This is a genomic window from Coriobacteriia bacterium, assembly GCA_041658765.1.
Classification (GTDB): Bacteria; Actinomycetota; Coriobacteriia; order Anaerosomatales; family JBAZZO01; genus JBAZZO01.
Genome location: JBAZZO010000012.1, coordinates 1 through 15029 on the forward strand (window position 1 = coordinate 1; position 15029 = coordinate 15029).

General features: G+C 67.9%; 12 protein-coding genes and 1 tRNA gene. 12 read left to right on the plus strand and 1 reads right to left on the minus strand.

The genetic code is table 11. The annotated features are described in order from the left end of the window. The first annotated feature begins 186 nt into the window (after positions 1-186). The 4 genes from WC971_07780 (at position 187) to WC971_07795 (ending at position 4579) form a co-directional block, all read left to right on the plus strand. Positions 187-261: transfer RNA gene (locus WC971_07780), tRNA-Val, on the plus strand. Positions 262-349: 88 nt separating this feature from the next. Then, a complete protein-coding gene (locus tag WC971_07785; GenBank protein ID MFA5844713.1) occupies positions 350-1714 on the plus strand; it encodes a hypothetical protein in 1365 nt (454 codons plus the stop codon). A gap of 123 nt (positions 1715-1837) precedes the next feature. Beyond that, a complete protein-coding gene (locus WC971_07790) occupies positions 1838-3787 on the plus strand; it encodes an O-antigen ligase family protein (GenBank protein ID MFA5844714.1) in 1950 nt (649 codons plus the stop codon). Between the two features lie 27 nt (positions 3788-3814). After that, entirely contained in the window at positions 3815-4579 is a 765-nt protein-coding gene (locus tag WC971_07795) for a TerC family protein (GenBank protein ID MFA5844715.1), read from the plus strand. On the opposite strand, the gene WC971_07800 is transcribed toward WC971_07795, so the two are convergent. Then, on the minus strand, positions 4576-5469 hold the full coding sequence (locus tag WC971_07800; protein MFA5844716.1) for a diacylglycerol kinase family protein: 894 nt from the start codon (positions 5467-5469) through the stop codon (positions 4576-4578). The two genes, WC971_07795 and WC971_07800, sit on opposite strands and share 4 nt — an antisense overlap. A gap of 99 nt (positions 5470-5568) precedes the next feature. Between WC971_07800 and rnd the strand changes: the two genes are divergently transcribed. The 8 genes from rnd (at position 5569) to hemE (ending at position 15029) form a co-directional block, all read left to right on the plus strand. Next, positions 5569-6714: a ribonuclease D gene (gene rnd, locus WC971_07805; protein MFA5844717.1), complete on the plus strand. Its 1146-nt coding sequence runs from the start codon at positions 5569-5571 to the stop codon at positions 6712-6714. Then, the gene (gene xseA / locus WC971_07810; GenBank protein MFA5844718.1) at positions 6707-7984 is read left to right on the plus strand and encodes an exodeoxyribonuclease VII large subunit; all 1278 of its coding nucleotides are present in this window, start codon (positions 6707-6709) and stop codon (positions 7982-7984) included. Before rnd ends, xseA begins: the two co-directional genes overlap by 8 nt. Next, positions 7981-8226, plus strand: coding sequence for an exodeoxyribonuclease VII small subunit (gene xseB / locus WC971_07815; protein MFA5844719.1), 246 nt, complete (start codon positions 7981-7983; stop codon positions 8224-8226). Before xseA ends, xseB begins: the two co-directional genes overlap by 4 nt. Then, positions 8210-9511, plus strand: coding sequence for a diguanylate cyclase (locus tag WC971_07820; GenBank protein MFA5844720.1), 1302 nt, complete (start codon positions 8210-8212; stop codon positions 9509-9511). The genes xseB and WC971_07820 overlap by 17 nt, the downstream gene beginning before the upstream one ends. Positions 9512-9556: 45 nt before the next feature. Next, positions 9557-9916: a histidine triad nucleotide-binding protein gene (locus tag WC971_07825; GenBank protein ID MFA5844721.1), complete on the plus strand. Its 360-nt coding sequence runs from the start codon at positions 9557-9559 to the stop codon at positions 9914-9916. A 9-nt stretch (positions 9917-9925) separates the two neighbouring features. Further along, complete coding sequence (locus tag WC971_07830; protein ID MFA5844722.1) at positions 9926-11464, plus strand: ASKHA domain-containing protein; 1539 nt, start codon at positions 9926-9928, stop codon at positions 11462-11464. A gap of 410 nt (positions 11465-11874) precedes the next feature. Further along, the gene (gene acs / locus WC971_07835) at positions 11875-13839 is read left to right on the plus strand and encodes an acetate--CoA ligase (protein ID MFA5844723.1); all 1965 of its coding nucleotides are present in this window, start codon (positions 11875-11877) and stop codon (positions 13837-13839) included. Between the two features lie 134 nt (positions 13840-13973). Then, the gene (gene hemE / locus WC971_07840; protein ID MFA5844724.1) at positions 13974-15029 is read left to right on the plus strand and encodes a uroporphyrinogen decarboxylase; all 1056 of its coding nucleotides are present in this window, start codon (positions 13974-13976) and stop codon (positions 15027-15029) included.

Consider the following 15029-nt stretch of genomic DNA (forward strand, 5'->3'; position numbering starts at 1 on the left):
TTCTCTGGCATCGAAAGCGGCATCCTCGTGGCCCTTCGCCGGTCGATCCGGCGTGGGCCGGTTCGAGTACCTTTTCTTCTGAGGCATCGAATCGGTTTCGAGTACATTCTTTCTGAGGCAACGCGGGGTCTGGCGCCCGCGCGGACGGCTGGTACAATACACATCGCCGCCCTGCGCGGCCTATACGGGCGCTTAGCTCAGGGGGAGAGCACTTCCTTGACGCGGAAGGGGTCAGAGGTTCAAATCCTCTAGCGCCCACCAGATAGACTGAAACAGCTCCGTCACCCCATGAGGTGGCCGGAGCTGTATTCTTGGTCGGACGCGTTCTGCGGGGGGAGGGTCGGCTGTCGTGAGCGTGGATGTGAAAGAAGGACTCCAGTCGCGGATCGATCGATGGCGGGCCTATGTCCTCGCGCATGGTGAGGTCGAGACGCACGTCGCTGTCGTTGAGGATCAGCTGCGCGATCACGCGGCCAGGCTCGGCGATGCCGGCTTGGATGCGGAAGAGGCCTTCCTCGTAGCTCTCAGGCGCGTGGCAGTGAGCGATGAGGCTTCTCGCGACTTCGCTCGCGCGTACTCCGACGAGCTGTGGATCCAGCCTGTCGAGACTGAGGGCGAACAGGGCCTGGTTCACGGCGTCACGACCGAGTTCTGGGTCATGCTCGGATGCGCGGTCGCTGCCGCATTCGCGGTCAAAGTCCCAACGCTCTTCGGATACGAGTTCGACGGAGACGATTCGAGCTTCTATGCGCGGAACCTGAGCCTCTTCGTCCTGCCGTTCCTGGCGATGTACTTCATCTGGAAGCGCGGGTCGAGCAAGAAGGGCGTCGTCGGTCTGGCCGCAGTCTTCGCCGCGGGAGCCGTGTTCGCCAACGCGTATCCCTTCACACCGGGCGGATCCACGGAAGTGCTCACTGCGATCCACCTGCCCATCGCGCTGTGGCTCGCGGTCGGCGTCGCATACGTTGCGGGCGACTGGATGTCGGACGCGCGGCGCATGGAGTACGTGCGGTTCACGGGGGAATGGTTGGTCACCTACGCGCTCATCGCGCTAGGCGGTGGAGTCCTTGTCGCGATAACCGTCGGTGTCTTCGAAGCGATCGGTCTCGACGTCTCGATGCTCATGGAGGAGTGGGTACTCCCGTGCGGCGCCATGGGTGCCGTCATCGTTGCAGCGTGGCTGGTCGGGACCCGCCGCAACCTTGTCGGTGGGATGGCGCCGATGCTGGCGCGCGTGTTCACCCCACTGTTCGCGCTCATGCTCGTCGCCCTGCTCGTCGGCGTCGTCCGGACGCGGGGCATCATCGACGTCGAGCGCGAAGTGCTCATCCTCTTCGACGTGCTCCTGGTCGTAGTGCTGGCTCTCCTGCTCTATTCGATCTCTGCGCGCGACCCTCTCTCCGAGCCGGGGCTCTTCGATCGGATCCAGCTCTTGCTCGTCGTGTGCGCCTTGGCTGTGGACGTGTTCGCCCTCCTCAACATCGCCGGCCGCTTGACCGAGTACGGGTTCAGCGCGAACAAGACAGCGGCTCTCGGCCTGAATCTCATCCTGTTGGTCGACTTGACGTGGTCGGCGCTCGTCCAGACGGGCTTCTTGAGATCGCGGCGCAGTCTCGAAGCCGTCGAGCGATGGCAGATGCGCTACCTGCTCGTGTATGCGCTGTGGGCCGCGATCGTCGTCGTCGCCTTCCCGCCGCTGTTCGGTTTCGCCTGACCTTCGACTGAGTCCAGCCGGTGATCCTCTGGGATTGAAGATCCGCGCGTCACTCGGTTGGCTACGAACCCGTCCGACATGGCCCATCAGACCGCGCCGCGAAGGTCTGATAACATCCTGGTCATGAAGCCGAAGCGCACAGCACCCGCCGCGTCGGCCGCAGCCGGCGGCGCGACCGTGGTCGTCGCGATGGCCGTCACGGTGGTGACCGCTTTCCTCATCCTCCCGGGTGTGACCTTCCCTCTGGACACCCCAAGATTCGTCGGGCTCATGATCGCGGCGGGGCTATGGGCGTTCGCATGGTCGTCCCGTGCCGTGCGGTTGCCGGACACTCTCAGACTGCGAACGGCGTTGTTCCTGGTCGCCGCTGTGACCGTGGTCTCCGCCGCGCTTTCCACGGGACCCGGCCTCGCCTTCACATGGGGCGCCGAGGGGAACATGCTGTCGGCGCCGGCCTGGCTCGCAATGATGCTGATCTTCTTGGTCACGGGTGGGTTGGCTTTGGGCGACCGGCGCGTGATGGACCTTCTGGCGATCGGCACGGTCCTGGCGTCCGCCGCCGCGGTGTGGGGTATCAGCGACGTAGTCCAGGGGAAGCTCCCCTCGTCCGTCTTCGGGAACGGGAACTATCTCGGTCCCGTGCTGCTGCTCTTCCTCCCGGTGGCCGTCCATCGCGCGCGGACCGACAAGGAGTCCGGCTCCCGGATCGCATGGATCGCGGCCGCGGTCGTCCTCGTGGTGGGAGCGATCGCCTCCGACAGTCAGACCGCGCAGGCGGTCCTCGCGGTCGAGATCGTAGCCCTCGGGCTCCTCACATGGCGGTATTCGGGGTGGCGGAAGCCGTCCGTGAGGACGGGGCGCCGTCTCGCGATCGCGGCTGTCGCGATAGCGCTCGTGGCGGGGGTCTGGGGCCTAGCGTCTCCCGACCCGCTCGCGAGCACGCTGCGCCATTCCGTTACCCGAGCGCCCACGACGCTGACGCGCGTCGAGTTCTGGAAGGTCGCCTGGTCGGTCTTCCGCGATCACCCGGTGCTGGGCGTCGGACCGGACGGACTGCCGCTCGCCTCGCAGAAGTACCTTTCGCTGCGGACGATGGAGCTGGAGGCCGGAGGATACACGGGCTCGGTGCTACTCCTGCGCGATCCCCACGACCTGCCCATGCTCGTGCTCGCGGAACTCGGTGTCGTCGGCTTCGCCGCGCTCGTGTGGCTCGCCCTGGAGTGGGCGTTCGTCGTGAGGACGAGACTGCGAGACCAGGAAGACGACAGATTCCTGCGCCTCACCCTCGTCGTCTGCGTCGCCTCGTTCTTCGCGACCCAGCTCCTCGTGCCGTGGACGATCCGTTTCGGTGCGCTGGTCCCGCTGCTGGCCGGCCTCGCTGTCGCTCCGATGAAGGCGCGGGCCAAGGGACTCGCCGATCGCACCGGGACGGCGATGTCTCCGACGTCCAGGGCGATCATCGCGCTGGTGATCGCCGTCGCCGGGGTGTCGCTCGCCGTCACGGCTCTCGCGGGCGACGCGTCCTTCGCTCGCGGCCGCCGCGCGACGGATCGTGGGGAGGCGATGCGCTGGTTCGAGACGGCGTCCCGATGGCAGCCGACGCGGGCCGAGCCCCGCTACGAGGTCCTCTACGCGCTCGGTGACGGGATCGTGAGCGGCGAGACCGCGCTCGGGGAGTATCAGGGTCGCGTGAACACTGCACCGGAGATCGTGCGCGAGAACGGGGTCTACCTGGCGAACCTCGTTCAACCCGCCCTCGACGAGGCGGTCGTCACGTCGAGGACCGATCTGACTTGGGAGACCGGACTCGTGGCGAGTGCCGCGCAGCTGGCGCCGAACCATCCGGACACGATACTCGAGGAGGCGCACCTCGCGCTCGCCGAAGGGGATCTGAATGAGGCCCGCGACCTGCTCGGACTCGCCGTACGCATCGGCGCGCGCGGGCCGCGCTCGATCCTCTATCGCCTGCTGCTCGCGAGCGCCTCGGGCGATACCGCCGCCGAACGGCGGCTGACGACCGAGCTCGGGCAGACGGCGCCGTGGTTCCATGCCCTGGTTCCCGCGAGACGCTGATCGCATGTCGACAGGGTTGGAGACGTGATGGACCTTCTTGAGATCTTCTCGCGCCCGGAGAGTTGGGCGGCCGTCGCCACGCTCACCTTGCTCGAGATCGTGCTCGGCATCGACAACATCGTCTTCATCGCCATAATCACCGCCCGTCTTCCTCGCGCTCTCCAGCCGAAGGCGCGCCGTACCGGGCTCGCGATGGCGCTCGGGAGCCGTCTACTCCTTCTCCTCACGCTCGCGTGGGTCGTGAGGCTCGACCGGCCGCTGATCTCGATCGCGGGCTTCGCCCTCTCGGGGAAGGGCATCATCCTTCTCGGAGGCGGGCTCTTCCTGATCGCGAAGTCGACGCTCGAGATCTACCGCAAGACGGAGATGCGAGAAGAAGAGGAGACCGCGGGAGGCACCGCCGCCGCGTTCGGTTCCGTGGTCGCGCAGATCGCGCTGCTCGACGTGATCTTCTCGCTTGACTCGGTCATCACCGCCGTCGGCATGGTCAAGGAGCTGCCGCTCATGGTGACGGCCGTCCTCATCGCCATGGGGGTCATGATGGTCTTCGCCGACGGGGTGAGCGAGTTCATCAACCGCCATCCGAGTCTGAAGATCCTCGCCCTCGCGTTCCTGATGCTCATCGGCGTGCTGCTCATCGCGGAAGGGACGGGTCACGAGTTCGATCGCGCGTACGTCTACTTCGCGATGGTCTTCTCGCTGCTCGTGGAGCTCGTCAACGTCCGGTACCGCGCCAACGTCAAGCGCCACGCGCTGTCCGCGGGCGAGCGGTTGGGGGACCACCCGCTCTAAGGGATGACGAACGTCGCCGCCTGCGGCAGGACGCGCGCCTCGAAGGGCGTCGTAGCCTCGACGACCTCACCGTCCGCCTGCAGGTGCAGCGGCGGGTCGGAAGCGACTCGTACGGACGCCGCTGTGTAGATCTCCAGGTTCATCCGGTCGGGGTGGTCTCCAAGCCGGTCCAGCAGCGCCGCCCAGACGACCGGGAGTACGTCCACCATCGTCTTCCCGTGGAAGACGACGACCTCCAGCAACCCGTCCGAAGGGTCGCTGCTGTGCGTCACGGCAAGGTCGAACTGGATGCGCGCGAAGTTCACCAGCAGCACGGCGATGCCCTCGGTGCGCACCGTGCGGCCGTCGAGATCGAGGGTGAAAGCCGCGATCGTCGGCTGGAGGTTCTGGACGGCGCTGAGCAGGTAGGCACCGGCGCCCAGCACGGGTTTCAGTTCCTTCGCGCCGCGCATTATCGACGCGTCGAAACCTGCGCCGGCCATGATGACGAAACCGCCGGGGCGTCCATCCGCGGCCGGGCGCTCGGGCGCGAACGCGGCCAGGTCCGTGCGGACGGTGCGTCCTCGCAGTGTGGTCTCGGCGAGGCCGAGCGGGTCGACCGGCATCTGCAGGTTCAGCGCGAGCAGGTTCGCGGTACCCTTGGGGAACACCACGACGGGGATGTTCGAGTCGCGGAGCTCGAATGCCACGAAGGAAGCGGTGCCGTCTCCGCCGGCCGCGACGACCCGGTCGAACGACGCCGCGTCGTCGAGCGAAGCGCCGATCGGGGAGTCCGGACCGATGAATCGGATGACGACCTCGGCGCCCGCGCGGCCGAGTTCCCGGACGTACTCGTAGAGGCCCGCGTCGCCCTGACCGGCCGAGAGGTTCACCACGATGAGTATCCGCATGACGCACCTCGCGCGGCGAGCAAGCGGGAACGGCTACACTGTGCACATGATGACAGATGATGCCCGCACTGCTCCGCGTCCCATCGGACGGCGGTCTCCATGCTCGTGAGCGATCTCAAAGCTCTCGAAGCGCTCGTCTCGCGACTGCGTGGCGTTCCGGTGCTCGCGATCGATACGGAGTTCCTGCGCGAGCGCACGTACTGGGCACGCTGCTGTCTGGTGCAGCTGGCGGCTGGAGACGAGGTCGCCGCCGTCGACGTGATCGCTCTGCCCGATCTCAGTCCTCTCGCCGTGTTGCTCGAGGACCCCGCGACGGTGAAGGTCTTCCACGCGGGCTCGCAGGACCTCGAGATCCTGCGGCGGGCGACCGGCGCGACGACCACTCCCGTCTTCGACACACAGACCGCGGCGACGCTCGCCGGATTCCCCACCCAGGTGGGATACGCGGCCCTCGTGAAGGAACTCCTCGGAGTGACCGTGGAGAAAGGGGAGTCCTATACCGATTGGGCGATACGGCCGCTCACCGAGCATCAGCTAGCCTACGCCCTCGACGACGTGCGCCATCTGGGCGCCGTGCACGCTGCTCTCCTCGAGCGGCTCGAGCGCGACGACAGACTCCAGTGGCTGGAGGCGGACTTCGCGCGCATGGCCGATCCGGCGACCTACGAGGTCGTCCCCGAGGAGCAATGGCGCCGCATCAAGAGGGCTTCGACCCTCAAGCCGCGACAGCTCGGCGTCCTGCTCCATGTGGCGGCTTGGAGGGAACGCGAGGCGCAGAGGCGCGATCTTCCGAAGCGCTGGGTGGTGTCGGACGAGAGCCTCATCGAGGTCGCTCGGCGCGCGCCGAAGAGCGCGGAGGAGGTCGCCGCCGTTCGGGGGATAGCAACTCGCAGCGCTGCGCAGATCGGACCCGGGCTCGTCGCCGCGGTGCGCGCGGGACTTGAACTCCCGGAGGACCAGCTCCCGCACCTCGAGAAGCGTCCGCGACTCGTTCGAGACACGGACGGCGCCGTCGACCTCATGGCGGCCCTCGTGAGACTGCGGGCGAAGGAGCACGGTGTCGCATCGCCCCTCATCGCGTCGCGGAACGACCTGGAACATCTCGCGGCGGGCGGTGACGACAGTCCGTTGCTCGAGGGATGGCGCAAGACGCTCGTCGGAGACGAGCTCATGGATCTCCTGGCAGGCCGGTTGACGCTTCGTCTCGCCGACGGACGGGTCCGCGTGGAGCGTCGCGATGGCTGAGGCGAGGCCCGAAGCGGTCTCCGTCTCGCGCGCGATGGCGCTGGCGAAAGGCGCGCTCGAGCGCGTCTCCGCTCGAGTGGTGGGCGAGGTCACCGAGCTTGCGGACAAGCCGGGCTACAAGGCCGTCTACTTCACGCTCGGCGACGAGTCCGCGAACATGCCGTGCCTGGTGTGGCGGGACGCGTACGAGGCGAGCGGGGTCGCGCTCCGTCTCGGCTCGCTGGTCGAGGTCGGTGGCTCGTTCACTGCCTACGCCCCGAAGGGCCGTCTCCAGTTCCAGGTCCGCACGCTCGCCCCGGCGGGGGAGGGAGTGCTCCGTCTCCAGGTCGCGGCGCTCGCTCGCCGCCTCGAGGCGGAAGGTCTCATGCGGGAGGACCGGAAGCGTCCCCTGCCCGCCTTCCCAAGGCGCGTCGGTCTGGTGACCTCGCCGCGCGGCAAGGCCGTGCACGACGTGATCCGGACGCTGCGGCGGCGTTATCCGTGCGCCGAGGTCGTCGTCGCGGGAGTGCCCGTCGAAGGTCCGGGTGCGGTGTCGTCGATCGTGGCGGGCTTAAGGCGGATGGCCGAGGAGCCGGGCGTCGACGTCGTCATCCTCGCTCGAGGCGGCGGCAGCTACGAGGATCTTATGCCGTTCAATGCCGAGGAGGTCGCTCGGGCCGTCGCGGCGATGCCGATGCCGGTGGTCACCGGCATCGGGCACGAGCCGGACACCTCCGTCGCGGACATGGTAGCCGATCTGCGGGCTTCGACCCCGACGGCCGCCGCGGAAGCGGTCGCGCCTTCACTGGACGAGGTCGCGGCGAGGCTTGCCGGCGCTCGGGCGAGACTCGCGCGGGCGCTCGAGCACGTGGCGCAGCGCGCACGCCATCGCGTCCAGCTGCTCGCTACGCGTCCGCTCTTCCAGGAGGCCGCCGTCTTACTCGCTCCGTTCGGGCTCTCGCTCGACTCGGGACGGGAATCGCTCGAGCGGTCGCTCCCGGGAATGGTGTCCGCGAGGCGGGATCGTACGCTGAGGGCGCGCGGGGCGATGCTGCGTTTGGGCGGGCACATCACCGAGCGCCGGGCCGGAAGGCTCGCGCCGGCGGCCGCCCAGCTCGAAGCGCTCTCTCCGCTCGCCGTCCTCGGTCGCGGATATGCGCTTTGCACCGACGAGACGGGTGCGAGGGTGTTGACGGATGCCGGGGCGACCACGGTGGGCGAGCGCGTGAAGGTGCGCCTGCGACGCGGTGCCCTCGGATGTCGGGTCGAGACGACGGAGGTGGAGGCATGACACAGGCGAAGGCGGGCCTTCCGGCGGAGGATCTCTCGTTCGGAGAGGCGCTCGCGGAGCTCGAGAGCATCGTCGCATCGCTCGAGGACGGCCGCCTGGAGCTCGAGCCGAGCATCGCGGCGTACGAGCGCGGCGTCGGCCTGCTCCGGGCCTGCGAGGCTAAGCTCGCCGACGCTGAACAGCGCGTGACCGTGCTCATGGGCGAGCTCGACGCGGACGAGGACGATGCCGAGACATCGTGATATCGCTTCGGGCCCGCACGCCGGGGTGACGGAGCCGTCGGTCGGGCGGATACGGACCGTGATCGTCGCGGGCACCGCTGTCCTCGGCGTGCTCCTGGCCGCGACGTTCGTCTTCTCGCAGGTGCGTACGGAACGTCTCATCCACGAGCAGATCGTGCTCCAGGCGCGCGCTTTCGCGCACGAGGCGATCGCGACGCGCGCGTTCATCTCGCTGCATGGCGGCATCTTCGTGCCCGCGTCGCGGGACGCGACCGTGAGCTCGTACCTGACGCGCATGCCGGGCGTGAAGGCGCGCATCGTGGACCGGGAGGGGAACGTGTACGTCCTCCAGAGCTATGCGACACTCACGAAGCAGGTGAGCGCGGGACTCGGCGGGACGGATGGACGGACGACCTCATTCCGTCTCACGAGCCTCGATCCGGTGGACCCCGCCAACGCGCCGGACTCGTTCGAACGCGCGGGGCTGCGTCGCATGTCGCGCGGCGCCAGCGAGGTCACGGTGCTCGAGCGGTCGGACGGGCGTACCCGGTTCCGCCTGATGCTGCCGCTGCGGGTGTCGGCCGATTGCCTGGTGTGCCACGCATACCAGGGCTACAAGGTCGGCGATCTGCGGGGAGCGGTGACGGTCGACACGGATGTCGAGCGCGAGATGCGGGCGGTGGATCGCGGCCGCATGCTCGTCGTGGCGGTCTGTTCAGGGATCGCGATAGGGCTGGCCGGCGCCTTGCGGTTCGTCTTGACGCGACCGCTCGCCCGGCTCCGGAGGGCTGAGGCCGATCTCGTGCGCCTAGCGAGCGTCGACGCTCTGACCGGTGTCGCGAACCGTCGCATCGGGATGGCGACGCTTGCCGTGGAGGTCGCTCGATCCCAGAGGACGGGAGACGACCTGTCGCTGGTGATGCTCGACCTCGACCACTTCAAGCGCGTGAACGACGCGCTCGGCCACGCGGCTGGTGACGCCGTGCTCGCGGCCGCGGCGTCCGCTCTCATGAGTGAGGCGCGCGTCTACGACACGGTCGCACGTGTGGGCGGAGAGGAGTTCGTCGTGTTGCTCCCCGGAGATGACCTCGAGGCTGCGCTCGGGACGGCCGAGCGCATCCGGCGGGCGGTGGCGATGGCGACGCGAGGAGTGGTGATGGGGCTTCCCGACGGCGTGACGGTCAGCGCCGGCGTGTCGACCATGGAGGGCTTCTCGGAGGGCTCTGCCGACGAACTGCTCGCTCGGGCGGATGCGGCCCTCTACCGTGCGAAGGCCGAGGGTCGCGACCGTGTGCTTGCGGGCTGAACGCGCTAGTATCGGACGGGACCGACACACCTCGAGGAGGCCGGCGTGGACAACTGCATCTTCTGCATGATCGCGCGCAAGGAACTTGCCGCGAAGATCGTCTGGGAGGACGACGACCTGATCGCTTTCGACGACATCGCTCCGCAGGCGCCGGTCCATACGCTCATCATCCCGAAGGTCCACTTCGACGACCTCTCCTCCGACGTACCCTGGTCCGCTCTCGGGCAGCTCTTCGGCGCTGTCGGCCGCATCGCGAAGATGAAGGGCGTCTCAGATAGCGGCTACCGCGTCATCGTGAACAACGGCAGGGACGCCATGCAGTCCGTCGGACACCTTCACGTGCACATCCTCGGCGGCGTGTCGATGTCTCACGGCATGCTCCGGATGAGCGAAGAGGACCGGTAGGCCACGGCCGTGGGTGATCGCGTCCCCGTTCGGCTCGACCCACCGGGCGTGACCGTGTGGGTCTCGCGGGGTGAGACACTGCTCGAGGCGGCCCATGCGGCGGGCGTGCCTCTGGCGTCCGAGTGCGGTGGCCGCGGGACGTGCGGACGCTGCGCAGTGAGAGTCGTAGGAGGGCCCCCCGGCGTCGCTGTGCGCGAGGTCCTCCGGGCTTGTCAGACGCATCCGGACGCGCCGATGAGTGTGCGGCCCGTGTCAGCGCTCGGTCCGAACGCGGGCGCCGAGGCCGGCTCCGCAGCGCCGCGAGGACCGCTCGTGGCCGCCGTCGACCTTGGGACGACCATCGTCACCGGAGCCGTCGCATCCCCGGTCACGGGACGCGAGACCGGACGCGCGTGGCAGACGAATCCGCAACGCGCGAGCGGCGCCGACGTCCTGAGCCGTGCGAGCGCGGCGGCCACCGGCCGGGGCGAGGACTTGCGGGAGCAGGCCGTTCGCGCGGTCGGCGGCGTCGTGGCCGACGTGCTCGCTCTGGGCGCGCGGGACTTCGGCGACGTATCGCGCTTGGTGGTCGCCGCGAACCCGATCATGGCGCATCTGTTCGCGGGAGCCGACCCGTCCGGTCTGGGCAGACATCCCGTCGTGCATGCCTGGCAGGGTCCGCTCGCCAGGGACGCCGGGGTGTTCGGGCTCTCGGGGTTCGAACCGGACATGCCCGTGGTGGTCCTGCCCGCGCTCGGCGGGCTCGTAGGCGGCGACGCGACGGCGGGGGTCCTCGCGACCGGACTCGACGGCGAGGGCGTGCGCGTTCTCATCGACCTGGGGACGAACGCCGAGGTGGTCGTCGGGGTGGACGGTCGTCTCACCGCGGCCTCGGCCGCCGCCGGACCCGCGTTCGAGGGCGGGGGACTCTCGTGTGGCATGCCGGCGATGCCCGGAGCCATCGTGGGAGCGCGCATCGAGAGAGGCGATCTCGTCATCGATGTCGTGGGCGGGGGAGAGCCCGCGGGTGTCTCCGGAAGCGGCGCCCTGTCGCTGATCCGCGTCCTGCTCGCGACCGGACATCTCGACGGTAGCGGTCGCCTGTTCCCGGAGGGTCTGCTCGCAGACCGCTTCCGCACGAGCGAGGGCGTCCTGGGGCTGCGACTCGCGGGGGAGCCGGATGGGAGCGACGACATCAGGCTCACTCAACTCGACATACGTGAGATCCAGCTCGCGAAGGCCGCCGTGTCGACGGCCCTCACTCGCGCGCTCGACGTCGCAGGCGCCTCGTGGGACGCGGTGACCTCGGTCTCTGTCGCCGGAGCCTTCGGCTCCGCGCTCGACGGCGAGCTGCTCGAGGCCTTGGGTCTTGTGCCGCGCGGGGTCGCTCATCTCACCCGGGTGGTCGGGAACGCCGCACTCCAGGGCGCGATGATCGTCGCGCTCGACCCCGAGGCTGAGCGGCGAGCGGCGGAACTCGCCGCAGGGGCATGCGTCCTCGTGCTCGCCGCCGACCCCGCATTCGCCGCCGACTTCCTCGGCAACACCGCGTTCCCGGCGGCGACGTGACACGTTCGGCAGCGCTCGGAGTGTCCCATGACGTGGAACAGCCCCGGCCTTCGGGCCGAGGCTGTTCCTATTCCTTCCCTTGCTACCCCTGAGTCTCGTGTGGATGATCGTGCGGCTGGCCTGGAGTCCGCACCCGTCGCGATGCCGGTCGTCGACGGTCCACACATGTTCGCCGCGTCGGATCCCCCGACTGCGGCATTTTAGGGAAGGGAAACCGTTGATGTGACAGTAGCCCATCCCGTATGTATATGCAACACCAGTTACATCCTAAATCGTGCCGTCCACCGACGATATCGCGCCGCTGACCCGACCACGGGGCGGTCGGAGCGGGTGTTACTCTACGATTGCAGTCGTTGGTTCGACCCGATCGGAGGAGGCCAAACGTGACCGAGACAGTCTCGATCGAGTCCATGATGAAGGAGCTGCGGGTGGTCCAGCCGCCCGCATGGGTGTCGGAACGCGCCCACCTGAAGTCGATGGACGAGTACCACGCCATGTATCGTCGCTCCGTGGACGATCCTGAGGCCTTCTGGGCCGAGCAGGCCGAGGAGTTCCTGTACTGGCACAAGAAGTGGGACTCGGTCCTTGAGTATGAGTTCGACACACCGCGCGTGGAGTGGTTCAAGGGCGGTCAGACCAACGTCGCGTACAACTGCGTCGACCGGCACCTGACCACGTGGCGCAGGAACAAGGCGGCCCTCATCTGGGAGAGCGACGAGGGCCGCACCAAGATGTACACGTACCAGTCGCTCTACTACAAGGTCTGCCGTTTGGCGAACGTGCTCAGGAAGCGCGGCGTCAAGAAGGGCGACCGTGTCGCCATCTACCTTCCCATGATCCCGGAACTGCCGGTCGCGATGCTCGCCTGCGCTCGCATCGGCGCCATCCACTCGGTCGTCTTCGGCGGCTTCTCCGCGGCGTCGCTGCGCGACCGCATCCAGGACTGCGGCGCGAAGATGCTCATCACCGCCGACGAGGGCATCCGTGGCGGACGCCCGGTCGCGCTGAAGGCGGCCGCCGACGAGGCGCTGCTCGAGTGTCCGACCATCGAGACCTGCATCGTCGTCTCCCGCGCGCAGTCGCGCGTCGACATGGAGCCCGGCCGCGATGTCTGGTACCACGAGGAGGTCCGGGCCGCGGACATCCACCGTCACTGCGACCTGGAGTGGATGGATGCCGAAGACCCGCTCTTCATCCTCTACACGTCCGGATCTACCGGGAAGCCGAAGGGCGTCCTCCATACCACGGCGGGTTATCTGCTCTTCGCGACGATGACGATGAAGTACTCCTTCGACTACCACGACGAGGACGTCTTCTTCTGCACCGCGGACATCGGCTGGGTGACCGGGCACAGCTACATCGTGTACGGTCCGCTCTCCCTAGGGGCCACCTCGCTCATGTTCGAGGGCGTGCCCACGTATCCCGACGCTGGCCGCTTCTGGCAGATCATCGAGAAGCACGGCGTCAACCAGTTCTACACCGCGCCGACCGCGATCCGCGCGCTCATGAAGGCGGGCGAGTCGTGGCCGGCGAAGTACGACCTCTCGAGCCTGCGCGTCATCGGCACGGTCGGCGAGCCCATCAATCCCGAGGCTTGGATGTGGTACTACAAGAATATCGCCCGCGAGAACTGCCCGATCGTCGACACGTACTGGCAGACGGAGACTGGCGGTCACCTCATCACGAACCTTCCGGGCGCGACTCCGATGAAGCCGGGCTCCGCCACGTTGCCGTTCTTCGGCATCCAGCCCGAGATCCTGAACGAGGACAAGTCCGAGACGCCCGTGAACGCCGGCGGGCGGCTGTGCATCAAGTTCCCATGGCCCGGCATGCTCCGCGGGACGTGGGGCGATCCCGAGAACAAGCTCGTCAAGGAGGTCTACTTCACGACCTTCCCGGGGCGCTACTTCACCGGTGACGGCTGTCGCAAGGACGAGGACGGCTTCTACTGGCTCATGGGCCGCGTCGACGACGTCATCAACGTCTCGGGACACCGCATGGGCACCGCTGAGGTCGAGAGTGCGCTGGTCAGCTACCCCGCGGTCGCCGAAGCGGCGGTCGTCGGGTTCCCGCACGAGATCAAGGGTGAGGGCATCTACGCGTACGTCAATCTCAAGACCGGCCAGGAGCCGACCGAGGATCTGAAGAAGATCCTTGCCGGGCACGTGGCGCACGAGATCGGCCCGATCGCGAAGCCCGACTACATCCACTTCGTGCCCGAGGTGCCCAAGACCCGCTCCGGCAAGATCATGCGCCGCATCCTGCGCAAGGTCGCGGCGGGCGAGCGCGACCTCGATGCGATGGGCGACATCTCGACGCTCGCGGATCCGACCATCGTCAAGACGATCATCGATTCGGCTCCGAAGTTCGACTGATCGACCGTCGTCCGCAAGGTTGTGTCCACAGCCCCGGTACCCGTGTTTCGGCGGGGGTACCGGGGCTGGTTTTCTGTTAGACTATCTCGCGGCCTTCACCGGGCTGGCGATCCCTTACGAGAGGACCGATCCGCATGCCGTTCGACGATACCTTCCTGCGCGCCTGTAGGCGCGAGCCCACCGAGTTCACTCCCGTGTGGATGATGCGCCAGGCCGGCCGCTACTTGCCCGAATACCGGGCCATCCGGGAGCGTCACGGGTTCCTCGAGATGTGCCGTACGCCGGAGCTGGCCGTCGAGGTCACGCTCCAGCCGGTGGACCTGATCGGTGTCGACGCGGCGATCCTCTTCTCCGATATCCTCGTGCCCTTCCCGGGCATGGGCCTCGATCTCGAGTTCGCCAAGGGCGAGGGGCCGGTCATCCACAACCCGGTGCGCACGGTCGCGGACGTCGACAAGCTGCGCGTCGCCGATCCCATCGAGGACACCGGCTTCGTCATGGACGCCATACGCATCCTCCGCCGCGAGCTGGTGGACAAGGTGCCGCTCATCGGGTTCTCTGGCGCGCCGTTCACCCTGGCCAGCTACATGATCGAGGGCGGTGGGACGCGCGACTACGAGAACTGCAAGGCTCTCATGTGGGGCGAGCCCGCGGCCTGGGACCGCCTCATGAACGTCACTGCCGACACGGTCATCGCGTACCTGTCGGCGCAGATCGACGCAGGGGCGCAGGCCGTGCAGGTCTTCGACAGCTGGGTCGGTTACGTGGCTCCGCGCGACTACGAGCATTCCATCCTGCCGCACACGAAGCGAGTGATCGACGAGGTCTCGAAGAAGGGCGTCCCGGTCATCCACTTCGCCAATGGCGCGACTTCGATGATCGAGCTCGTCCAGCGGGCGGGCGGCGACGTCGTCGGCGTCGACTGGCGGCTCGATATGGCCGAGGCGCTCCAGCGGATCGACCCGCGATTCTCCATCCAGGGGAACATCGACCCGGTGGCGTTGTTCGCTCCCGACGACGAACTCGAGCGCATGGTCGTCGAGATCCTCGAGGCGTTCGGTACCCGGCCGGGCCACGTCTTCAACCTCGGACATGGGATCCACAAGACGACGGACCCGGCGAAGGCGAGGACCTTCGTCAGGCTCGTACACGAGCACTCGCGCCGGATCCGCTCCGGCATGGAGGTGTAG